The sequence below is a fragment of the Planctomycetota bacterium genome, from assembly GCA_039182125.1.
Classification (GTDB): Bacteria; Planctomycetota; Phycisphaerae; order Tepidisphaerales; family Tepidisphaeraceae; genus JBCDCH01.
Genome location: JBCDCH010000023.1, coordinates 27,024 through 50,649 on the forward strand (window position 1 = coordinate 27,024; position 23,626 = coordinate 50,649).

Annotated in this window: 17 protein-coding genes; 11 read left to right on the forward strand and 6 right to left on the reverse strand. The window is 62.2% G+C overall.

Features of this window, described 5'->3' with window-relative positions; genetic code table 11:
• Window positions 1-137 precede the first annotated feature (137 nt).
• From AAGD32_08055 to AAGD32_08095, 9 genes are all read left to right on the forward strand, one after another.
• Window positions 138-407: a 4Fe-4S binding protein gene (locus AAGD32_08055; protein MEM8874200.1), complete on the forward strand. Its 270-nt coding sequence runs from the start codon at window positions 138-140 to the stop codon at window positions 405-407.
• A gap of 19 nt (window positions 408-426) precedes the next feature.
• The gene (locus AAGD32_08060; GenBank protein MEM8874201.1) at window positions 427-663 is read left to right on the forward strand and encodes a hypothetical protein; all 237 of its coding nucleotides are present in this window, start codon (window positions 427-429) and stop codon (window positions 661-663) included.
• A 203-nt stretch (window positions 664-866) separates the two neighbouring features.
• Complete coding sequence (locus AAGD32_08065; GenBank protein MEM8874202.1) at window positions 867-1,010, forward strand: hypothetical protein; 144 nt, start codon at window positions 867-869, stop codon at window positions 1,008-1,010.
• Window positions 1,011-1,019: 9 nt separating this feature from the next.
• Entirely contained in the window at window positions 1,020-3,215 is a 2,196-nt protein-coding gene (locus AAGD32_08070; protein ID MEM8874203.1) for a heavy metal translocating P-type ATPase, read from the forward strand.
• Window positions 3,216-3,670: 455 nt separating this feature from the next.
• Window positions 3,671-4,792, forward strand: a complete 1,122-nt coding sequence (dnaN, locus tag AAGD32_08075; GenBank protein MEM8874204.1) for a DNA polymerase III subunit beta — start codon at window positions 3,671-3,673, stop codon at window positions 4,790-4,792.
• 70 nt (window positions 4,793-4,862) lie between these two features.
• The gene (locus AAGD32_08080) at window positions 4,863-5,276 is read left to right on the forward strand and encodes a DUF721 domain-containing protein (protein MEM8874205.1); all 414 of its coding nucleotides are present in this window, start codon (window positions 4,863-4,865) and stop codon (window positions 5,274-5,276) included.
• Window positions 5,277-5,336: 60 nt separating this feature from the next.
• On the forward strand, window positions 5,337-5,954 hold the full coding sequence (locus tag AAGD32_08085) for a hypothetical protein (GenBank protein MEM8874206.1): 618 nt from the start codon (window positions 5,337-5,339) through the stop codon (window positions 5,952-5,954).
• Window positions 5,955-6,079: 125 nt separating this feature from the next.
• A complete protein-coding gene (locus tag AAGD32_08090) occupies window positions 6,080-8,086 on the forward strand; it encodes an ABC transporter ATP-binding protein (protein MEM8874207.1) in 2,007 nt (668 codons plus the stop codon).
• Window positions 8,087-8,186: 100 nt separating this feature from the next.
• On the forward strand, window positions 8,187-10,475 hold the full coding sequence (locus AAGD32_08095; protein MEM8874208.1) for a CARDB domain-containing protein: 2,289 nt from the start codon (window positions 8,187-8,189) through the stop codon (window positions 10,473-10,475).
• 98 nt (window positions 10,476-10,573) lie between these two features.
• On the opposite strand, the gene AAGD32_08100 is transcribed toward AAGD32_08095, so the two are convergent.
• From AAGD32_08100 to atpD, 3 genes are all read right to left on the reverse strand, one after another.
• Window positions 10,574-12,967: a S8 family serine peptidase gene (locus AAGD32_08100; GenBank protein MEM8874209.1), complete on the reverse strand. Its 2,394-nt coding sequence runs from the start codon at window positions 12,965-12,967 to the stop codon at window positions 10,574-10,576.
• Between the two features lie 230 nt (window positions 12,968-13,197).
• A complete protein-coding gene (locus tag AAGD32_08105; protein MEM8874210.1) occupies window positions 13,198-16,656 on the reverse strand; it encodes a hypothetical protein in 3,459 nt (1,152 codons plus the stop codon).
• A 161-nt stretch (window positions 16,657-16,817) separates the two neighbouring features.
• Window positions 16,818-18,254 carry a F0F1 ATP synthase subunit beta gene (gene atpD / locus AAGD32_08110; GenBank protein MEM8874211.1) on the reverse strand — a complete coding sequence of 479 codons (1,437 nt, stop codon included), beginning with the start codon at window positions 18,252-18,254 and terminating at the stop codon, window positions 16,818-16,820.
• Between the two features lie 247 nt (window positions 18,255-18,501).
• Here atpD and AAGD32_08115 point away from each other — a divergent pair, with 247 nt between their 5' ends.
• Entirely contained in the window at window positions 18,502-19,521 is a 1,020-nt protein-coding gene (locus tag AAGD32_08115; GenBank protein ID MEM8874212.1) for a cobalamin-independent methionine synthase II family protein, read from the forward strand.
• 1,239 nt (window positions 19,522-20,760) lie between these two features.
• Window positions 20,761-21,672, forward strand: a complete 912-nt coding sequence (locus tag AAGD32_08120; protein ID MEM8874213.1) for a hypothetical protein — start codon at window positions 20,761-20,763, stop codon at window positions 21,670-21,672.
• Between the two features lie 135 nt (window positions 21,673-21,807).
• Here AAGD32_08120 and AAGD32_08125 read toward each other — a convergent pair whose 3' ends face one another.
• Genes AAGD32_08125 through AAGD32_08135 form a run of 3 tightly spaced genes read right to left on the reverse strand, consistent with a single transcriptional unit; the run spans window position 21,808 to window position 23,626 of the window.
• Window positions 21,808-22,185: a transcriptional repressor gene (locus AAGD32_08125; GenBank protein ID MEM8874214.1), complete on the reverse strand. Its 378-nt coding sequence runs from the start codon at window positions 22,183-22,185 to the stop codon at window positions 21,808-21,810.
• A complete protein-coding gene (locus tag AAGD32_08130; GenBank protein MEM8874215.1) occupies window positions 22,182-23,039 on the reverse strand; it encodes a hypothetical protein in 858 nt (285 codons plus the stop codon). Before AAGD32_08130 ends, AAGD32_08125 begins: the two co-directional genes overlap by 4 nt.
• The gene (locus AAGD32_08135; protein MEM8874216.1) at window positions 23,039-23,626 is read right to left on the reverse strand and encodes a hypothetical protein; all 588 of its coding nucleotides are present in this window, start codon (window positions 23,624-23,626) and stop codon (window positions 23,039-23,041) included. Before AAGD32_08135 ends, AAGD32_08130 begins: the two co-directional genes overlap by 1 nt.

Consider the following 23,626-nt stretch of genomic DNA (forward strand, 5'->3'; position numbering starts at 1 on the left):
CCCGAATCGCCGAAAAGTGCCGTTTCAACGCTTTCCAGCCAATTCCGATTTAACACAAACCGTCGCTCGGGCCGATGGTCCATGTCTATACTGCCGCCGATTCCCTATCCCAAAGCTTTACCCGAAACACCCGACTCATGGCCCACGTCATCGCTGAACCGTGCATTGGTACCAAGGACACCTCCTGCGTGCAGGTGTGCCCCGTGGATTGCATTCACCCGACCGATCAGGCTGACGACTTCGAGTCGGCCGATCAGTTGTTCATCGACCCGGACGTCTGCATCGACTGCGGCCTGTGCGTCGACGAGTGCCCGGTAACGGCGATCTTCCCCGCCGAAGACCTGCCCGAGGAATGGAGCGACTTCATCGAGAAGAACGCGAAGTACTTCCGGGATCAAGAGGGGTAGGTTTTGGTACGATGGTGCCATGGTGCTGGAACTGACCAAAGAGCAAGCCGAAGCCTTGCGAGCTGCGGGGGATGAGCCCGTGCGTGTGGTGGATGATCAGGGCCAAACGGTTTTCCGCATCTCCCGTGCCAGCCGTCGACTAGGCCGACCAGCCACGCTCGCGGATTGGAACGACACGCCGGAGAAGGACGCTGCGCTCGGCGATGCCGGCACCCGTCTCACCGGTGAGACGCTCGCCGATGAGCCTTGGGAGTAGCCGGTGTTCGAGCAGGGTGAGATTTACATCTGCGACTTCGAGGCTGCAGGAATCCGACCAGCGGTCGTCGTTTCATGTGAGCCATTGAACCGTGGTGATGAGCTGGTGGTCGTGCCGTTCACTACACAGGGCGTCGAACTCGCCGGAGCTTTCCGAACAACGTGAGCTTCCGTGCTGGGGAGTTCGGCTTAGATCGTGAATGTGTGGCCAAGTGCGAATCGATCACAACCATCTCACTCGACCGAATTCTTTCAGCATCCATCGGTCGCCTCGACGATCTCACCCTCCGCTCGGTCATCAACGCCATCGGCGATGCCATCGCGGCCGAGTGTGAGCCGGTCGGATAAACTTCTTGCATGCCCGAAGCTGCGCTTTCGGTTGAAGGAATGACCTGTGCGTCATGCGTCGCCCACGTCGACAAGGCGGCGCGGATCGAAGGCGTGCGGTCGGTGCAGGTGAACCTGGCGGCAGGGCGGGCGGAGCTGGACGTGGCCGACCCGGCAATCGCCGAGCGGGTGGCCGAGGCGATCCGGGCCGCAGGGTTCGGGGCGAGCGTCGAGGACACCGCGAGCCGATCGGCCAACGAAGCCGACCGGCTTCAACGCCAACTCCGTCACGCCAACGGCTGGCGTAACCGTGCGATCCTCGGCCTGTGCCTCTGGGCACCCGCCGAAACCTTCCACTGGATCGCCCACTTCAACCATTACCACCCGGCGTGGATGCCCTGGCTCATGTTCGCCGTCGGCACCACCGCGATCGTGCTCATCGGCTCGGCGTTCTACCGCAACGCCTTCGCCGCACTACGTCGTGGCACGACCGACATGGACGTGCTCATCGCGATGGGTGCCAGCGTCGCCTACGGCTACAGCGTCATCGGGCTGTTCGTCGACACGCCCCACCTGTACTTCACGGAAGCGGCGGGGTTGCTGGCGTTGATCTCGCTGGGGCATTGGCTCGAAGCCCGCGCTCGGCTCAAGGCCGGCGACGCGATCCGCGAGCTGCTCCAACTCACGCCCGACATCGCTCATCGTGCTGATGGGAACGATGTACCAGTCCATGAACTGCTCCGCGGCGATCTCGTGATCGTCCGCCCCGGCGAGCGCGTCCCTGCCGACGGCAAAGTCACCGACGGCCGCAGCGGCATCGACGAATCGCTCGTCACCGGCGAGTCCGTTCCCGTCCTGCGGCAAAAGGGCGACAACGTCCTGGGCGGCACGCTCGCCACCGACGGCGCGCTCACCGTCCGCCTCACCCGCGTCGGTGCCGAGACGGCACTGTCGAACATCGTCAAGCTCGTCGAGAAGGCCCAGGCGTCCAAGCCGCCGGTGCAACGGCTGGCCGATCGGATCTCGGCGATCTTCGTGCCGGTGGTGATCGGCATCGCGTTGGTGACGGGGGTCGTGTGGGTGAGCGTCGGCTACGCATCAGGCTGGGAGCCGGGAGTGACGTGGGCCCGGACGGCCAACGCCGTCTGCTCGGTGCTGATCATCGCGTGTCCGTGTGCGTTGGGCTTGGCGATCCCCGCGGCGCTCATGGTCGGCACTGGCCTCGGGGCGAAGCGCGGCATCCTCCTGCGCGACATCGATTCGCTGCAACGTGCCGAGAAGCTCGGGACGGTCGTCCTCGACAAGACCGGCACGCTCACCGCAGGCAAGCCCGCCGTGACCGATGTCTCGTTGAGCGGCGATCGAAGGGAGCTTTCCGCAGAAGCTCCCTTCGGTCGCCGCTCAACAGAAGACTTGCTCCAACTCGCCGCGTCCGCCGAGCAGTTCTCCGCACATCCGTTGGCGAAAGCGATCGTTGCCGAGGCGAAACAGCGTCGGCTTTCGCTCGCGTCACCTGACAAGTTCGAGGACGTGCCCGGCCTCGGCGTGCGCGCGACGATCGCTGGCACGGCCGTGCTCGTCGGCTCGGCCGAGCTGTTGCGGGAAAGCGGCATCGACGCCCCCGACACCGACGGCACCGCCGTGCATGTCGCGGTCGATGGCGTGCATCTCGGCCACATCGAACTCGCCGACCCGATCAAACCCGACAGTCCCACCGCCATCGCCCGGCTCCACGCGATGGGCCTGCGGACAGTGTTGCTCACCGGCGACTGGCAAAGGGTTGCCGAGGCGATCGCCGCAGAGGCCGGCATTGATGACGTCCGCGCCGGCGTCCGGCCCGACGGCAAGGCAGCCGCCGTCGAAGCCTTCAAGCGCGACCACCCCGTCGCCATGGTCGGCGACGGCGTCAACGACGCCCCGGCCCTGGCCGCGGCCGACCTGGGCATCGCGATGGGCGGCGGGGCCGACGTGGCCGCCGAGGCCGGGGGCGTGGTGCTCATGGGCGAGTCGCTGCTGGGCGTCCCGCGCGCGATCCGGTTGAGCAAAGCGACGATGCGTTGCATCCGCCAAAACCTGTTCTTCGCGTTCGTTTACAACGTCGCCGCGATCCCGCTCGCCGCGGCGGGGTTGCTCAACCCACTGATCGCCGCGACGTGCATGGCGCTGAGCGATCTGTGCGTGATCGGCAATGCGTTGCGGTTGCGGCGAAAGGACTTGGACCGGTGATCATGCCGTTGAAAGCCCACGCCTTCAGCCGTGGGCCGGCAAGAACGTTCGACCCGGCGGACCCACGCCTGAAGGCGTGGGCTTTCCCCGGGCGGCGCGACAACCCCCGTTCGCGCCCGGTGGAAACCGCCCCGCAAACCTGTCGCGCCGATGTCGCGCCCGATAACTCGGCGTGACAACCGGACCCACGCCCGACACTGCCGAGGCGTCCGGTCACGATGCCACGATGTTGCGCGACACCCAGCGCGACAGGTTGTACACGGCCAGGCTCCGATAATCCCGCTCGCAAACCCCTCACCTGCAGGCACTTGCCGAGCGCGCGCAAAGTTGTTCCACATCGCGCCAGCGCCTACTACTGCTGAGGCCTTTCTAATTTTGGGAGAGAGGCAAAGAACACCTAGGATGCCCAACCCACCTTCCGGGGTGGATAAACCGAAAACGAAGCAGGAATCCCCATGAAGGTCATTTGCAATCGCGGAGCGTTGGTCGAAGCCCTGGGCGTGGTCGGGACGGCGGTGGTCGCTCGGACGCCCAAGCCCGTGCTCCAGTGTATCCGTCTCGACGCCGACAACGAAGGCGGCAACGCGTACCTTACCCTCAGCGCCACCGATCTCGAGATCGCCGTCCGCTACACCAACACGCACGTCGATGTCCAGACGCCCGGCTCCACGCTCCTGCCAGCCGACAAGCTCCAGGCCATCGTCCGCGAGTCCGTCGATGACACGCTGAGCATCGAGTTGGTCGACAAACAGGCGGTGATCAAGGGGGCCGACAGTGAGTTCAAGATCTTCACGCAGGATCCGAAGGACTTCCCCGAGGTGCCGACGTTCGAGGGCGATCCGGACTTTTCCGTCGCCGGCGGGCCGCTTCGGCAGCTGATCCACCAGACGCTGTTCGCCGCGGCGCGCGAGGGCACCCGTTACGCCTTCAACGGCACGCTCGTGCTCATCGACAACGGCGATCTGACCTTCGTCACCACCGACGGCCGACGCCTCGCCTTGGCCCGAACGCCTGTCTCCGGCGATGCAAAGGCGAAGAAGGACAAGGCCCCCGACCCGATCGTCCCGACCAAGGCGATGAGCCTGGTCGATAAGCTCGTGGGCGATCCCGAGGAGATGGTCGGCATCCAGCTCCGCGACAACCGCATTCTCGTCCACACCGCCGACGCGACGCTCACGTCCAACCTCGTCGAGGGCACCTTCCCACCGTTCCGCGACGTGATCCCCAAGGACAACGACAAGGCGATGACCGCCGCGACCGCCGACTTCCTCTCGGCAGTGCGGCGCGCCTCGCTGCTGACCAACGAGGAGTCCAAGGGCGTGCGGATGCACTTCAAGGACGGCGGCCTCGAGCTCTCGTCCCGCAACCCCGACTCCGGCGAGGCCAAGGTCAACTTCGCCTGCAACTACGAGGGCGACGAGGTCGAGATCGGCTTCAACCCCCAGTTCCTCGAAAGCGCGCTCAAGGTCGTCGACACCGACGAAGTCCGCTTCGAGCTCAGCGCCGCCAACCGCCCCGGCCTGCTCAAGGCGGGCGAGGGGTTCCTGTACGTGATCATGCCGGTTAATCTGCAGTGAGCCACGTTGACGAGGCGGAAGGAATCCCCTCACGGCTCTAGCTCAATCTAACGGGAACGGACTCCCACCGATGCGTCAAACAACCATGTTCAACGACCGCGCCACCGAAGTTGCCGAACTGACCCGCTTGCACAAGGCGAAAGCGGACGCGGGACGCGCCGAGGAGACCGACAAGCTCGGGGCCGAGGTCGTGGCGTTGTTCAACAGGCAGATCCGTCCGCGGCACAACAAGTTCGGCAAGCTCTCGGCCGCGTGGGAAGCCCTGCTGCCCCCCGAACTCGCCGAGCACTGCGCCCTCGAATCCCTGACCCGCGGCACGCTTACGGTCCTGGTCGACAGCTCCCCGCACCTCTACGAACTGCGGCAACTGATGCTCGCCGGCGTGGAGCAGGAACTGAAGACGGCGGTCCCGTCAGCGAAGCTGAGAAAGATCACCCTCAAGCCCGGCCGCTGGTACGGCGGCAACGGCGAAGCGCGGTTCTAAATTCTTCGGGTTATCGAGCATCATCTTGTTGGCGGATTCTCTCTCGGATAGATTCCGGGTATGAAGCAACCGTATTGGCTGCTGGCGTGTTTCATGTTGACGCTGAGCCTTCTCGGTTGCGAGCCCGAGCCACGCCGTTCGTCGGACTCCAGTGGCGATCACACCGAGGACTTCGATGAAGAGTTCGATTGGAAGTTCTACGACGAGCCATTCGGGGACGAGAGTAGTCTCACTTGGTTCTTCGATCCGGACGAACCGTCTTCGGGAAATGAAGTGGCAGTGACAGTGAGGTCTGGGAGCATCTATGGACCGCTTCCGGCCGTGATTTGGATACGCGTCGGTTCGGCCGACTCCGCCGTGAGCTACAGCAACCCATTACCCAACGGTGTGACGGATCCTGCCGAGGCTGGCTGGGTCCTGATGACCGACGAAGGGCTGTTCCAAGAGCATTATGACGACCAGGGCAATGAGCTTGCCCCGAAACCTGTCGGCCAAGAAGCATTCCAAGAGGAACACCCTGGTTTCAGCCAACATACGGCGAACGTCTCATTGCCGCCCGGCGGCACGCCCACGATTGAGGTTGTCATCGAGTACGAGAGCATTGATCGAAACTTCAATCCGATCATGGTGAAGCGTGGCTTTGTACTCTGGCCCAAAGAAGTCGAGATGACCGAATGATCGTCATCCAATGGCGACAGGGTTCCAGAATATTTTCACTTTCGCGCGCATCCGTCGGTGCACGTTGTTAGGTTCGCTGCCGTGGGTGTTCCCTTGCAGCGCGTGTCGTTGCGCCCACGTGCCCCATGCTCCGCCAACTCCGCTCGCTCACCGCACCGCCACGCCGTGAGCAGTACATGCGCCGATTCTTTGCGTACGCCCTGCGCTACAAGGCGTTGCTCGCCGTCGCGCTGGGCTTTGCGGTCTTCAAGTTCGTCCTGATCTACGCCTTCCCGTGGATCATCGGCACGGCCACGGACGTGCTGGCGGCGACCGGTGCGTTCGAGGCCGCGAGCATGGATCGTCGCAATCGCTGGCTCTTCTGGCTCGTCGTCGCCGGGGTGATCATTTCGGTCCTCCACGGCGTGACCTGGTATGGGCGCGGGTTCTACGCCCAGATGCTCGGCGTTCGCGTGATCCGCGACGTCCGTCAAGATTTGTTCAACCACCTGCACCGGTTGAGTCTGTATTTCTATTCCAAGGAACGCTCCGGCAGCATCGCCTCGCGCCTGCTCGGCGACATCTCCAACGCGTCTCAGATCATCAACGGCGGCGTCATCAACGTCGCGATGGACACCGCGTCGATCTTCGTGGGCTTGGGGTTCATGCTCTACATCGACTGGCGGCTGACGCTGGCGTCGATGCTGGCGATCCCGCCGTACATCCTGCTGTTCAAGTTTCTCAACCCGCGCGTCCGTCGCGCGTCATGGCTGGTGCAGAGTTCGTTCAGCCGGATCAGCGGCAACGTTCAGGAGCGGCTCGCGGGCATCGCGCTGGTCAAGACCTCGGCGGCGGAAGACCGCGAGCAGTCCGCCTTCGCGGTCGACGCCGAGATCCACTACGGCCGCAACGTCCGCGTGCAAAAGCTCAGCCAGTTCGTTGCCAGCTGTGCCGAACTGCTCGTGCATCTGAACCAGATCGTCGTCATCGGGTACGGCGGCTACCTCGCACTCCGCGGCGATATCACGCCCGGCGACGTGGTGAAGTTCATCGGCTACCTCGCGGTGATCTACATGCCCGTGCGCCGGTTCGCGGACGTGAACCTCGTTTGGCAACAGTCCGCCGCGAGCATCGAGCGGGTGTTCCAGGTGTTCGACATCACGCCGCGGATCACCGAGCGGCCCGACGCCGTTGCGACCGAGCCGACGCGCGGGGAGCTGCGTTTTGAAAACGTTTTCTTCGACTACCACGACGAGTCCGACGAAAGCAAAGGCCTGCCCGAGCGGCACAACCCACGTGACTTGCGCGGCGAAGCGGTCCATGACGCGCGTCGGCAGAAACGGCGTGAGTTCGTCGACAAAGGTCGGCTGCGACAACGCAGGCGTGGCACCGATGTGTACGCCGAGCGGAAACGTGCCGCACAGGATCGTTACTTCAACCGAAACACCGAACGGGACTGGGTTCTGGACAACCTCGACTTCACCGTCGCGCCGGGTGAGAAGGTCGCGCTGGTCGGGCCGTCGGGTGCGGGGAAGACGACGCTCGTCTCGCTGCTGCCCAGGCTGTACGACGTCGATCACGGTGCGATCAAGATCGACGACGTCGACATCCGCGACTACCGCTTGGACGTGCTCCGCCGCGCGATCGGCATCGTGCAGCAGGATTCGTTCCTCTTTTCCGGCAGCGTCCGCGACAACCTCAAGTACGGAAAGCCCAACGCGACCGACGACGAGATGATCGCCGCCGCCCGGGCCGCCAACGCCCACGACTTCATCAGCAAGCTCGACGACGGTTACGACTCCCGCGTCGGCGAGCGTGGCGTCTCACTATCAGGTGGACAGAAGCAGCGCCTCTCCATCGCCCGTGCCATCCTCAAGGACCCGCGCATTCTCATCCTCGACGAAGCCACGAGCGCCCTCGATACCGAGAGCGAGCGGCTCGTGCAGGAAGCGCTCGAACGGCTCATGGAAAACCGTACCAGCCTGATCATCGCCCACCGCCTGAGCACGGTTCGCAACGCCGACCGGATCCTCGTGCTCAAGGAAGGCCGGGTTGTGGAGAGCGGCTGCCATGACGGGCTTGTTGCCGAGGGCGGGCTGTACGCCCGATTGGTCCGTCAGCAGTTCGGACCCGACGCGTCGGTCAACGAATGATTCGCACAGTCGTGTCATCGACCTCACCAACGCCGGACGGACATTCCAAACTCGCAGGCAATCGCGTCGATCGTGCGGTCAAATGTGGTACGCTCGGACGATGCGCAGTCTGATCGAAACCCTCGAAAACCGTCGGTTGTTGGCGGCTTACACGGAATTCTTCGCCGACGGATCGTCGCTCCGCGTGAGCGATGGCAGCGATGCCGGGCTCGACGCATTCTTGAATAGCCAGGGTTTCGACGGGCTCGGCGGGTTGCTCGATTCGCTCGGGTCACCGACGGAGTTCGTGAATCGTGCCGCCGGTAAGCCGACCGTCGGCGGCGAGATGCCGGGCTTCGATCCGACCGGCACCGCGGCCGAGGAGTACTTCACGCCCCGTTCGGTGCAGAGCCCCGACGATCGCGTCCGTGTGACCAACACGACCGACTTCCCGTTCAGTGCGGTCGGCCGGACCAACATCGGCTGCAGCGGGGCGATGATCAGCCCGTTCCACTTTCTCACGGCCGGCCATTGCGTGACGTCCGGCGGACAGTTGCGTGACTTGGGCGCGATGGGCGTTTCGCTCGGGCAGAACGGCAGCGCTCGACCGTTCGGCACCGCCGAGGCCGTGAGCGTCCGGGTGTACGACTCGTGGCTCAATCAAGGCGCATGGGAGGACGACTGGGCACTGATCACGCTCGATCGCTCGGTCGGTGATTTCGCCGGGTACTTCGGTTATCGCCATTACGAGGGCGTATCCGACCTCAACGGTCGGCAGGTCACCATCCTCCAGTACCCCGGCGATAAACCGTTCGGCACGCAATGGACCGCGTCCGGACCCATCGGCTTCGCGGACGAAACCAAGGTCTACTACAACGGCACGCTCGACACTGCCGGCGGCTCCTCCGGCTCGGGCGTTTGGGAATGGCTGCCAGGTGACGAGACACCGATGATCCTGGCCGTCCACGGCTACGGCGGGGCGGGGCCGAGCGGGGGTTTCAACTCCGGCGCACGCATCGATGCCGAGAAGTTCAACGACCTCAACAACTGGATCGCGACGGACACCGCCAACGCCCAACCGACCGAGCGGGCCGACGTCGTGGACCACGACAACCAACTCGCCACGTCGACCTCCACGCTATCGACCTACGCCGCCGATGCTGGCGACACGCTCACCGCCGACTTCAAGCTACGCAACGTCGGTACGCTTCCGACCGGCAGCATGAGCGTTGGCATCTACGCCTCGACCAACACGACGATCTCACGCGGCGACGTTTTCATCGGCTCGCTCGTTGTCGACAGCATCGACCCTTACACCTCGGCGGACATCCAGTGGACCGGCACCATCCCGGCAACACTCGCCGACGGCAACTACACCATCGGCTGGATCGCCGACGATGGCGAAACGGTCGCCGAGTTCCGCGAGGACAACAACACCGGCTTCGTCAATGACATCCTCGTCATCGGGGAGGGTGAGCCGTCGCCGAACGTGCCCGACCGATTCGAGAGCAATGAATCCCGGGCCACCGCGACCGACCTCGGTACACTCGGCACCGCCGTCGAGGCCAACCTCACCATCCACAACGGCACGGACGATGACTACTTCAAGTTCGTCGCCGCCGAGTCCGGGCAGGTCGTGGTTGATCTGTTCTTCGACGGCAACGTTGGCGACATCGACGCCGCCATTCAGAACGCCGACGGCAACGACCTCGACACCGGTCTCAGCGGCAACTCCAACGAGCGCATGACCGCCAACGTCATTGCCGGCGAGACCTACTACGTCCATGTGTACGGCTGGAACGGTGCGGTCAACACCTACGACATGCAGATCGTCGCGCCGCAAGACACGGTCGCTCCCTTCGCCACGCAGTCGTTCTTCACGTTCGAGTTCGCTCACACCGCCCAGTTCTTCTTCTCCGAACCGATCAGTCCGACCATCGACCCGGATGCGTTGACGCTCGTGGATCTGGCCAGCGGCGATGCGATCGAGGCCGAGTTTGAACTCAACTACGGCGGTGATAGCTCGTTCTGGTTGCTCTGGTTCGAACCATTGCCCGACGGTGATTACGTCCTGACCGTCGATGATGCCGGGGTTACCGATCTTGCGGGCAATCCGCTGTCGGCCGACGCGACGCTGTCGTTCTTCGTCCTTGCCGGCGACACCGACCGCGACCGCGACGTCGATCTGTTCGACGCGCTCAACCTCCAACGCAACTTCGGCCGCACGGACGCTCCGGTCTTTTCCGACGGCGATCTGGACTACGACGGCGACGTGGACCTGTTCGATGCCCTGATCCTCCAACGCAACTTCGGTGCGAACCTGCCGGGCGGCGGCGAGGCGGAGTCGCTCTTCGCCGGTGGTCGTGGCGGTTCGCGTGCGGAAGGGCGATTGGCTGCCGGACTGCTGTGATGCCCGATTGGTGAGGCGTCCATGGCATCACACGAAAACACCGGCCGCGGAAGTTACTTCCGCGGCCGGTGTTGTGCGTTACAACTCTTGGTTGTCGATCAGATCAACTCGCGGGCCAGGCCACGGCTCTCGGAGCGCCCGCTATTGCCGAACAGGCTGTTACTCGGTGACGCGCCTGCGAAGACATTGCCGCCGTTGAACGTACCGAACCGAGCGTCGTTACCACCCAAGGCGAATCGCGCTCCGCCCGTGCCGAACCCGGCAGGCTCCGGAAGATTCTCACCGAAGTTGCGGACGAGGATCAGGGCGTCGAACAGGTCCACGTCGTTGTCGTAGTCGAGATCACCGTCGCTGTATAGTGGGTTGTCGGTGTCACCGAAGCTGCGTTGGAGGTTGAGCGCGTCGAACAGATCCACGTCGCGGTCACCGTCGGTGTCGCCATTGAGGAAGTAGAAGTTCGACGTGACCGGATCGGCAACCACGCTGGTGTCATCGGCCGCCGCGACGCCGCTGAGTGTGGCGATGTAGTTGCCGTTGGGCAGTGCATCGAGCACACCGTCGGGGGCGTACGTCGCGGTCACCAGGCCACCCGAGAAGTTCAGGGCAAAGTCGCTCGCATTGGGTGTCTCACCCCCCGAGGTGTTGATGATTTCAAACACCGCGTTGTCGATGTTGACGTTGGCGTCGAACTCGAACAACGACTGGGCGGACTGCCCGCGACGGAAGGACGATTCGGTCAGCACCGGCGCGGAAACTTCCGACGGTTGGGTGCCGAAGAGATTCAGGCTCCAGTTCTGGAACGTACCGACGTCACCGTTGAACCGGTCGCGGACGTTGAGCGTCCAGACACCATCGGACTCCTCGCCCCAGTGGAGCGTCGAGTTGTACGTCCAGTCGGTATAGTTGTCGCTGTCGAAGCTGGTGCGGTGCAGGAACGACTCGGTACCGTCGGGGCTGGTGAGGATCAGTTCGAGGTCGCCGGTGAAGGAGTGGGAAGCGTCGAAGTAGACTTCGACATGCTCGACCACGAGGCCGGCTTCGACGTTGACCTGGGCGGTGATGCCGCCGGAATTGTTGTCGGGGATGGTCTGGTTGACCACGAGGTTGCCGGTGGTGTAACCGACTTCGGGGCCGACGTTGGTCCAGGTCTGAGCCGCTTGTACGGCGGCTAGGGCGTCGATGTTGCCGTGGCCATACGCCTCGCTGACGGTAAAGCCGGCACCGTTGGTCTGCCAGGTGCTGTCGGACGGGTCGACGGTTTCGGCGGTCTGTACAAGAATGTGCTGAACGTCGCGGTAGGTCAGGTTGGGATTAGCCGAGAGCATCAAGGCGATCACACCCGAGGCTAGCGGGGTGGCTGCCGAAGTACCGCCAAAGCTGCTGGTGTAGCCGGAGTTGATCGCGGTGGTGACGATGTCGCGGCTACCGCCATCGGACGGGGCGACCACGAGTAGATTGGACCCGCGCTCGGAGTAGGAGGCCCGATCGCCGAAGTTGTTGATCGCCCCGACGGCGATGGTGTGTCGGCTGTTGGCGTAGCCGTCGTAGTTGGAGTTGTCGGAGTTGCCGCCGTTGCCGCCGGCCCAGGTGATGATGCCGCCGAGGCCGTCACGACCGGTGGTCGCGGTGCTGGCCAGCGCGGCCGCCGTCAGGGGGCCGGGTCCCTCGAGGTGGGCAAAGTCTGCAGGCCCCCAGCTGTTGGAGAAGATGTCGATGTCGTCGTTGTTCCAGGTCAGGGCCTGTGCTTCGACCGAGTCGGGCTCGAAGTCGGAGATCAGACGCAGGCCGGCGAGTTGGGCCTGGGGTGCGGCACCCGAGACGCCGACGCCGTTGCCACCCCGGGCCGCAGCGATGCCGGCGACGGGCGTGCCGTGGAAGTCGAAGCTGCCTTGCGGCGAGGGGTTGTTGTCGTTGTCGTTGAAGTCGCGGTCGAGGTCCGTGCGGTAGTTCGGGCTGATGTCAGGGTGGGTCAGTTGCACGCCATCGTCGACGATGCCGATGACCACGCCGGCGCCCTGCGTGATGTCCCACGCGCCGGTGACGTTGGCATCGATGCCGGCCACGCCGCCGCCTTGGCCGGTGTTACGCAGGTGCCATTGCTGGCCAAACTGTGGATCGTTCGGGATCAGTCGCTTGGAACGTTCCTGAACGACCGACGGGTAGAACTGACTCACACCCGCCGCACCGTCAAGTCGCTCGACGGCGACGGTCGGGTCGGCGAATGTCACGTAGAACGCGTCGTTGAGAATGCCGCTGCGTTCGATGGCCGCGTCGGGGATGGCCCGACCGAGTTGAGCGAGCGTGCTGTCGGATCGGATGACCCAATCGTTGGTGCCATTGAGCGTGACTTGGTCGTATTGGGTCAGGTCACTTACGTCGTTCCATGCGCGGTCAATGACGTCGTCAAAGGGATTGGTGTCGCGACCGGCGTCGGGCGTAACGACCGGCAGGATCGTGGCCGGCACATCGCGGAGGTCTGAGAATTTCTCCAAGTCGACCGCGTCAACCGCAGGGGAGACGGAAAGGAGGCGGCGATCTTCAAGCCGCTCAAACGGTTCAACGACGCGGGCAGCAGCACGGGAAATCAATTTGGAAACCATAAGAGTCGATCCTGGAAAAAGCGGTGAGGTACATTTGCTCCGTCAAGCCTGCCGGGCCGGCGGCCATCATGGGATACAGACCGGAAAGTGTACCTCAAATACGCCGTCGGAGAGGTGGAGGATCACCGCGAAAAATCAAAAAGCGTGATTTTGAAATGCGGTAAACCGTCGTCATCGGCTTCCGAGAGGTCGTCAATCCTCGGCTCCTCCTTCGCGAACAGCGAAACCAGCGGTACTCCACCGCGTCGTTCTGTGCCGTCTGGGAGGGTCGAACCGAAGTTTCGCTGGAGAATGAGCGCGTCGAAGAGATCGACATCGCCGTCGTAATCAAGGTCGCCCTCGGAGAACAGCGGATCGTCGGTGCGGCCGAAGTTGCGCACCAGATCGATCGCGTCAAAGAGATCGACATCACGGTCGCGATCGAGGTCGCCGGCGAGGACGAAGAAGCCGAAGCTCAGATCTTCCTGCAAGAGATTGCCCACTGCGTCCTCGACGCTTCCCGCAGCGAGAGACACGCTGTAGTTCCCGTCGGGCAAGGGGGTCAGTTCGCCACCGGCGTTGATGCCGCCGATGAAGCCAAACGATGCCGTCTGGGTCGTCTCGTCGTAGATCAACTCGATGTCATTGGTGCTGACGACCAGGTTGAAATCGAGATTCCGAATCGTGACGTCGCCGACATCGACCGAGTCCGCGACCGATTCGCTGAAGGCGATTTCGACTCTGTGTGGCAGCGCGTCGAAGTTGAAGCTGCTTCGGACAATCGTCGGTGCCGTGGCGACAAGGACCGATGGACCCTCAGTGGCATAGGTGCCATCCTCATCGGTCAGGCTTGCGGTGATTTGGAACGCCTCTTCGGATTGGTAGGTGTGGGTTGCCGATGTCGCGTTGCCGGGGAGCGTGTCGATGCTTCCGTCGCCCCAGTCAATGGTCCAATTTACGGGCGTGTCGTCAGCGACGTCGGTGCTTGATAGCGCGAGGGTGTAGGTCTCGAAGTGGCCGACGTTGGCCGGCCCGGTGACCGACAACACTGGTGCAACATTGATGATGTCAACGGTAGCCTCGGCGATACTGACCGAACCGGCAGCATCGGTCACACGCAAAGCGACCGTGCGGGTAGCGGGACCGTCGATGTTTTCTGCGGAGAAGATTGCTGACGATCCGACGACATCCGTATCAAACCCGGTCCCGTCGTAGTCCAAGTCCCAGGCGTATTCACTCACGGCGAGCCCTGGGGCCACTACGGCGTTTCCGATAAGTGTCGCGCTGCCGCCCTCCTGTACGACTGCGTCGGGCGCGATGGCTCGCGTACTGAATGTGACTTGGCGGACGCCTGTGGGCGTATTGATGAAGATCAACCCGCCGTCCCGCGCGACCTCCATCATGCCATCGTCAAACTGGAGCGATGACGAGAAGCTCTCACCCAAGCTGACACTGTCGACCACGGTCCACGTAGCGGTTTCATAAGCGAAGATCGTGCCGCCCTCGTGGACGTAGAGCAAGTCGGCGGCAGGATCGAACGCCAGGCCGGCGTCACGGCCTGGAAGGTTCGTGATGACGTTCATCTCACGGTCGAAGACTCGAATGCCCCCGCCGAGTTCGGCCGCGACGTATGCGCCGTTACGGCTCACGGCAGTGAGGACGCTGCTGAGAAACGTGCCGGTGTTGACTGAGCCGACCAGTTCATCAACGACGGGGTCGTAGGTGAAGATCGGCCCACTGGAAATGTTGCTTTCACTGAAGGCGATGAGCGTCCCATCAGCGCTGCGACTCATACCCGTGCGTTGCCGGACCTCACCAAACCCGGAACCGATGTCGAGGATTTGGAAGCTTCCGGTGACGGGATCGATTTCACGGACGGGCACCCAACCGCTGCCACGATACTCACCATCGGCAAGCACCTTACCGTCGGCGGTGGCTGCGAAATCCCAGATGCCGCCCTCACCGAAGTCATAGGTGTAACTGATCTCGTCAAACGACTGCTCGATATCGCCACCGGTGGTCTCCAGCACATCGAGTTGGTCTAAGTCAACGGTGTAGAACAACCCGCTGCCGCCCACGTAATCCGCTTCGCCCGTGACCAGGTAGTTGCCATCGAGCGTCACATCCAGCCCGAGCAGCCGGGCCCCGAGTTCCAGCGGTTCGAGAAGGGTTTCGGTAGCAAGGTCGTAGCGTTTGACGACACCGCGATTCGTGCTGACATACAACCGCTGGCGCTGGGCATCGAAAGCCAATCCGTTGCGATCGTCGATCGGCAGCAGTGAAACATCGCCGGGGACGTGCACAGAAATGCCCCCAACCGTTGCTACAACGTTGCTGTTCTCGTCGAGCAGCGAGATCGCGTGAGTACCAGGTGTCTGGAAGCTCACGGAGAACTCGGCCGTTCCATTGTCGTCGCCGTCGAACGTGTAAGGCAATGGCAGATCAGCGTTGGGATCGGTGCTGGCGAACGAAACGGTGCCGGCGAAGTTGATCGCCGGTTCACCCGCAGCGTCGAATACGCTCACCCGGAATTTGTCTTCCACGCCGGTCCGGATAAACCGACTGTTGCCCTCGACCACAAACGATGCGGCTTGTCCGTCGGAGACCGGAAGTTCGACCGACACGAACCCGTTGCCGTCGCTGACGAACACCCGTCCATCGCCGACCACCATCTCGCCACGGTCGAACCGTGCGCTTCCGTTGATGGTGCGTCCGATCGGAACGCGGTACTTCTCTTGCCAGGTCAGTGTGTCGAACGCCGCCAGTTCGTTGCCGAACGTGACGTACAGCCGATTGATCTGCGGGTCGAACGCGAAGCCGCCAAGGCTCTGGCCCGGGGACGTAAGTGATGTGACGCCGCCAAGTTGGTCATCGAAAATCGAAAGCCCGCTGCCGACGGGCATGGCAAAGTACTCGCCATCCCGGCTCATCTCGTGCAATCGACTGCTGAGAAACTGGCCGGTACTGATCGAGGCGTCCCAATCGTTTGCGGCGGCGTTGTAAAGGTGGAGCGGGCCGCTGGAGATGTTGCTTTCCGAGAGGCCCGCAGCGCTGTAGTCGGCCGACCGGCTCAGACCGCTGTTTTGTCGAACACTCGACAGGCCGCGGCTGCTTACCGTGATCTGGTTCGTGGCCAGGTCGATCTCGCGTAGAGGCACCCACCCGCTGCCCGCGAACTGACTTGTCGTAAACACCACGCCGTCACTGATCGCCACGTCGTACGCATCGCTTTCGATCGATGATGGCGTGTAGCCGATGTCGATCGTCGCGCCGGTTTCGAGATCCATCCGGTGGTAGAGCCTCTCGTCGCCGTTGGCGACAAAGATCGACCCATCGTCGGGCGTGATGTCAAGACCCAGAAGCTGACCAGGTTCGGAGAACGGCGTGAGGACCTGGCCGCTCTGAACGTCGTACCGCACGACCTCGCCACCGTCGGTCGTTGCGTAAAGCCTGTCGCGCGACGCGTCGTATGCCAAATCATTGATGCCCGGGACGGCCGTGTACGTTGCCGACAGGAGTCGACGGGATTCGAGCCGCTCGATGCCACAATGGGCCGACGTGTCGGTGCGAAAACGGAACGACTGCTGAACAATGTGTTGCAAGATGACCCCTAGTTAAAGTGGAAGAGACCGCAAGTCCAACGTAGCGGCTTTTCCAACCCCTACAAGCTTTTGTCGGAGCATCGATTCGCGACTTAACGCCACACAAAAAAGACCGGCGTCGATGTGACGCCGGTCTTGGTTTCACTTTGGTTGACGGAGTTCTAGCTCTTGCTCTTCTCGATCGCCTCGTCCAGGCCGCCGACGTAGCGGAAGTTGGATTCTTCCACGCTGTCGGCTTCGCCGGCGAGGATGCGTTCGAAGCTGCTGATGGTTTCTTCCAGGCTCGTGTAGTTGCCGGGGAAGCCGGTGAAGACCTCCGCGACGAAGAACGGCTGGCTGAAGAACAGCTCGATCTTGCGGGCCCGGCTCACGACCAGTTTGTCTTCCTCGGAAAGCTCGTCCACGCCGAGAATCGAGATGATGTCTTGCAGGTCGCGATAGCGCTGCAGCATCGTCTGGACTTGGCGGGCGACGTCGTAGTGACGCTCGCCGACGATCTGTGGGTCCAGAGCGCGGGAGTTGGAGGCGAGCGGGTCGACGGCGGGGTAGATGCCCTTGGCCGCGATGGAACGCTCGAGATAGATGAAGGAGTCGAGGTGGGCGAACGCGTTGGCCGGGGCCGGGTCGGTCGCATCGTCGGCCGGCACGTACACGGCCTGCACCGACGTGATCGCACCGCCCTTGGTCGAGGTGATCCGCTCCTGCAGCTCACCCATCTCCGTCGCAAGCGTCGGCTGGTAACCCACGGCCGACGGCATACGACCCAGCAGCGCCGACACTTCCGAACCCGCCTGCGTGAAGCGGAAGATGTTGTCGACGAACAGCAGCGTGTCCGCACCGGTCTCGTCGCGGAAGAACTCCGCCATCGTCAGCGCGGTCAGAGCGACACGGAGGCGGGCGCCCGGGGGCTCGTTCATCTGGCCGAAGACCATCACCGTCTGGTCGATGACCTTCTTGCCGGTGTCGCCGATGGCGGCTTCCTGCATTTCGAGCCACAGGTCGGTGCCTTCACGGGTGCGCTCACCGACGCCGGCAAACACCGAATAACCACCGTGCTGGCGGGCGATGCGGGCGATGAGTTCCTGGATGATGACGGTCTTGCCCAGACCCGCACCACCGAACAGGCCGGCCTTACCACCGCGGATGAACGGCGTGAGCAGGTCGACCACCTTGATGCCCGTCTCGAACACCTCGGCCTTGGGCGTGAGCTCGTCAAACTCCGGCGGCTCGCGGTGGATCGGACGCGACTGCTCGGTCTTGACCTCGCCACGGTTGTCGATCGGCTCGCCCAACAGATTGAACACGCGACCCAGCGTCTCCAGGCCGACCGGCACGGTCAGCGGAGCACCGGTGTCGGAGACTTCCATCCCACGCCGCAGGCCGTCGGTGCCGCCCAGCGCGACGGCCCGGACCTTGCCACCGCCGAGGTGCTGTTGAACTTCACCGGTGAGGGTGTTCGCCTCGCCGTTGACTTCGTAGGAGATCTTGATGGCGTTGTAGATGGCGGGCAGGTGGCCTTCGTCGAACTCGGCGTCGAAGGTCGAGCCGATGACTTGGGCGATCTTGCCGGCAGCGGCAGGTGCGTCGGTAACGGACATGGTGCAGGTGGCTCCTGTGGGTGTCGAAGAAAAGGGCTGCGATTGTACCGCCGTGGTACGAAGTCTCAACCGGCGTAAAGACGGCTGTCGTGCGCGTGGGTGGTCGTCCCAATGACGACTCGCAACCTTGCCCTCAAAACTGCGTTGTGGGCGACCAACCCGCGTAACCGTTGGCGTCATTCCCGAAGCCGTCATCCAGGGAGTCGACGCGGTGGTGTTGCGAAGTTGGCCAATTACATTAGTCATGATGGCCGCCGAACCCCCGCGTATTGGCACCACAACCGTCGGCTCGTATCCCATTCCTCATTGGTTGGCGTCCGCACCGTCGGAGGAGGCTTTGGTCGATGCGACGCGGGTCATTTTCGACACCCAACGCCAAGCCGGCATCGACCTGCCTACTGACGGCGAGTTGTACCGCTTTGACGTCGATCACCCCGACACCAACGGGATGATCGAGTACTTCGTGCGACCGATGGACGGCGTGCGATCGCGCATGGGGCGAAGTGATGCCGAAGCGTTCCGCGCGTTGCGACCGATGGCGTTTCGGGCCAGGCCGGCGGCCGTCGTTGAAGGCCCGTTGGGCGAGGGCGGATTGGACCTGTTGAGCGATTGTCGCCGTGCGGCCGATGTGGCGGGGGGCGATTTCAAGTTCACGATCACCAGCCCATACATGCTCGCCCGCACTCTGCTCGACCGTCACTATGGCGGCTTCGAAACGATGCTCATGGCGATCGCCGATGTACTCGCCGGTCAGGTTCCCGGCCTTCCTGCCGCTTGTGTTCAGGTCGATGAGGCGAATGTCCCCGGCAACCCTGATGAGGCACCCATGGCCCTTCGAGCAATCAATCGCGTGCTCGACGCCATCGACACCGGCACCACACGGGCCGTCCATCTCTGTTTTGGCAACTATGGCGGACAGACGATCCAGGCCGGCCACTGGCGGCAACTCACCGATTTCTTGTCAGGCCTTCACTGTGATCATGTCGTGTTGGAGTTGGCCCACCGACCGGCCGAAGACCTCGACGCCCTGCGAGCGGTGGACAAGAAAATCAAGCTCGGCCTCGGCGTGATCGACGTCAAGGTCAACCATATTGAAACATCCGATGAAGTCGCCCGAAGTATCGAACACGCCGAGAAAGTTTTAGGGGATGGCCGGGTCGGCTATGTCCACCCCGACTGCGGTTTCTGGATGCTCAAACGAAGCATCGCCGATCGAAAAATGGCCGCCCTCGTCGCGGGTCGGAATAAGTATCTCGGCTTGTCTTGATCCGACTCGTAAGCAGGCTCCATTTCGTTGAGAAGATTCGCCCACCTATCTTCGTTGATTGCAAAATAGCCTGTACACAGTATCGTAAGGGAATGGTGTGTAATCGATTGGCGGTTTTGTTAATCATCTGTAGCTTTATCCTGATTGGCTGCGATCAAGAAGCAAGCTCGCCATCGACGAGAACTCTTGCAGGGCAATCTGTTCTGGTTACGGTCGACGGCCCAAGGGCTAACGATCTTGAGTTCATACCGCATGAAATCGAGTACGGGCAAATCACTGGGGGTGCCCGGGTCTATCGCACTGTGACACTTACAAATCGCAGAAAATCAGAAGTCACCGTATTGAGTGCTGCTTCAGATTGCAGCTGTATTGCCACGACAACGACAATTTTTCCGATTACGATTTCTCCAGGATCCAGTGCCAGTATTGATGTGTTATCACGGCCGAGTCGATCGCAATCGGGTGCGGAGTCTAAATCATTGCGGCTGGCTGTTGTCGGGAATGGCACATCCGAGACATTCGTGTTGCCAATCAGTCTGACAGTTTTGCCTCCCGCGTACACCTTGATCCCCGACGCGTTGGTCGTACCAGCAGGCTCTGAGTTCGTTACTCTCACGGTTGTTTGCGGCCCGTCGTTAGCGCGAGGTCTGCCTTCGGAACTCCGCTGGGACAAAGGTATCGGTCACATCCCGGTAGTCGACGACGATGGCGAAGGCCTCGTGACTGTCGGGATCAAAGTTAACGTTGTCGGGATACCAAAAGGGATACACCAAATGCCGTTCGGTGATGGTGTCGTCAACATTTCGCGATAACCCATTGAAAGGAAGTCATTCGTGAACTTACCCATCTCAGCAAGCGTCTGTGTCGCGGTTGTAGCATCAGTTACGGTAGTGACCGTCGCTTTGTCCCAAGGTGTTCCGCCCAGATTTGATGAGCCGCTTCCGGATCTAAATTTTAGATGTCAGGATGGCCAACATTGTGCCACCGAGGGATGCTACGAGCTTGACTACTTGGATACCGATCACGCGAAGGATACACCGGTAACCTATTACGGGTGTACCCAAAACAAGATCGCGGACGATGGCTGTTCCCATGCGGTGGCGGGCCAAGACGCATTGGCCGTTTGTGCTTTGGTTCAACGTTATGCCAGCCAGGGCGAAAATGGGTGCGCGACATTGGTGGGTAATCCAATTACAAGAGGTTCTGGATCCCTGTGTTTCAGCAATTGCCCAATAAGCCATGAACTTGTCAATCCACGCTTTACTTTTATTGGTGGCCGCTGTAAGTACTGATTTGGTCAGGTCAAATGACTTGAGTACCTCTCTTTCGAGACTTGTCGAGAATGCCGTGGAAGTTGACGCGGTAGTGGCAGTGCTTTACGGCGATCTTCCTCAGGCAAGCGCTAATGCGGAAACGGTCAAACAGCTTGACCGGTACTCCGGCGACTGGAAAACAATTATTGGGCAAGGCGGTGGCGACAGATGTATACAGTCTTCGACGCCGATTAGTTGGCTCGTATCCGGCACAAACAACGATCTCCTCGGACAACGCGAAGGCGATGACCGACCAAGTTCGTGGGGTACTTGCTTTACCGGCGAGCGAGCCGAGCTGAAAATGGAATGGGCCCAGTCCGGACGATCCTCATTTGTCATCAGTGACAGGGACAATTTCGTCCAGCCGCACGGCTTCTTTCTCCCGATGTTTCTGAATCACCCGTTGGATTACCCAAGGTATGAAGAGTGGGAGTTTGTTGATTTTGGTGACAACCATTTCGAGATTCAAAACACTTTTGGGGAGACAGTCGTTTCGGTTGAAGGTGCGATCGTCGATGGCCGCTGTCGGATTGCGTCGTTGGAAGTGACCACGCCAAAAGTTAAGGTGAAAACCGAAGCCTTGGAATTTCATACAGACGAGTTTGACAGTATCCCAAGGGTTATTCGACAAACAATTCGTACCATCGACGGCAACGCTCTTCGACAGGTCGTTGTCGTTGAGACCTCATCGCCACGCAAAGTAGAGCGTCAGCGATTTTTAGAAGTACCCGAAGGCGTTGTTATAGTATCTGATCGGCGCCTGAACGTGACCAAGCAGGTGGAAGACGGGCCGCGCCGCGTGACGGATGAAGAAATGATCCTGTTACTGACAGAATGATTTGGAATGCGTAAATCGCGTGTAGCTGGCTTCGCGTGCGTGGTCGGGGTTACGACCAAGTACGATTTGACAATGGGTTTGTGTCAACGTGGGTTACCCGCGACCACGGAGAGATCTTGCCTCATTGGCGCTTGATCAAATGCACTCCGCACAGCGGCCCCAGAGGGTGAGTTCGTGGCCGGTGAGTTGGAAGCCGGGGGGGAGCATGCGGTCGAGGCCGCCGGGGCAGGCGTCGACGTCGAAGACGCGGTCGCACTGTTCGCAGCGGAAGTGATGATGGTGCCTGGCGGCGACCTCGGCCGGTTCGTAGCGGTCGGGCTGGCCGGGGACGACGACCGGCGCGATCACGCCGTCGTCGAGCAGGCGGTTCACGACGCGGTAGACGGTGCGCAGGCCGAGCGTCGGTACGTCTTCGGCCGCGAACTCGTGGATCTCATTGACCGAGAGCGGACGCCCCGCCGCGTCCATCGTGGCTCGGATCGCACGTTGCTGGGAGGTGTCGCGCCGTTTCATCGGGAGGCTCCATCGACGACCACGGCGGCGTCGAAACGCTCGTTAAGTCGCCGCAGTTCCGTCAGTGCGTTTCGCACGTCGGTCATCCGTGTACGGCGTTGCGTGTATGCCTCGAGAATCCAACGTGCCTGGTCGGCGAGCGCCTTGTCGGCGTCGGTCAGGACGTGCTCGAGCGGCACCGCGTAGGTGAAACGGCCTTGGGCTTCGGCGTAAGTCCGAATGTGGATGAAGCGGCGGTCCTTACCGGGGCCGACGTCACCGCCTTGGTCCGCGGCGATGCCCGCCTCGACGAAGAAGTCGACGGCATCGGCTGGGTAGCCGAAAAGGTAGCCGTAGCCGCGCCAGCGGTCGGCTTTGGGCATTCGATCGACGACGGCGACGACCTCGGCCGGGTGCGTGTCGGGGGTGATGCCCCAAGGACTCCAGAACGATTCGTACCGCTCGATCATGCCGGCAAGGGCGGCGCGATGAACGACGTACGCATCGGCGAACCGCTCGCCGTCGTACGGCTCGTCGTACACCTGAACATCCGCGTACCAGACGTCATTGCGAAGCGGCGCGAGCGCGGCTCGAACTTCGCGGACTTCGCTCAGATCCGGATCGTCGACGAGGAATGTCCCTCGCCAGATGCCGCTGCTCATCGGCTTGAGGCCGCCGGCGAGGGTGAACAACGCTTCGTGATCCGCGGCTTCACGCAACAACGACAGCGTGTCGATCGCCGGCGCGTCGAGCGTGGTGCCGTCCGTGTTCGCAATGCCGGGCGGAGGTACGGTGCAGCCGCCGAGCACAAACGCGATGAACAGGCACATGCGGGCGGCGATGCGGTGCGTTCTCGTTGTTCCGAAGGTGTCCATCAGTCCGACCTCCAACGTAGATCATCCGCCATGAGAACACTGAGCTTACGCCAAGCCGGCACCATCGCTTCGGCCGCCATGACCGGTCGCTTGTCGTTGTCCCAGTTGGCCAGCGTCGATCGGCGGTACGTAAGGCCCAGACGCTCGATGACGTCCGCTTCGTACGACCGCATCCAATCAATCGCATCGACCGTCAACGACGCACAAACTGTCCGTCGGCACGCGGTCGGTGCCCGCAACCCCCGCACGTCCGCGACGGTCCACGGCATGCGCTTGAGCGTGGCATGGGGCGTGAATCTCGGGGCAAACTCGTAGCGCTGAAGGAAGACGACGCCGCGCTGCGGATCGCCGTAGAAGATACCGAACCCGCGCAGCACGACACACCGACCTTCCGGCAAGTTCAGCATGTAAATGCTCGGGCAGCCTTCGAGCTTGGCGGGCGGTTCGAAGCGTTCGAAGCCGAGCTCGATGAGCCAGTTCCCCTCGGGACGCATGATGTCACGCCCGAAGCACCAAATCTGTTGATTCAACAAGCAGGCGGCCTGCTTTTGGGCGTTACGGCGTGTGTGCCGGCGGGGCTTGATCAT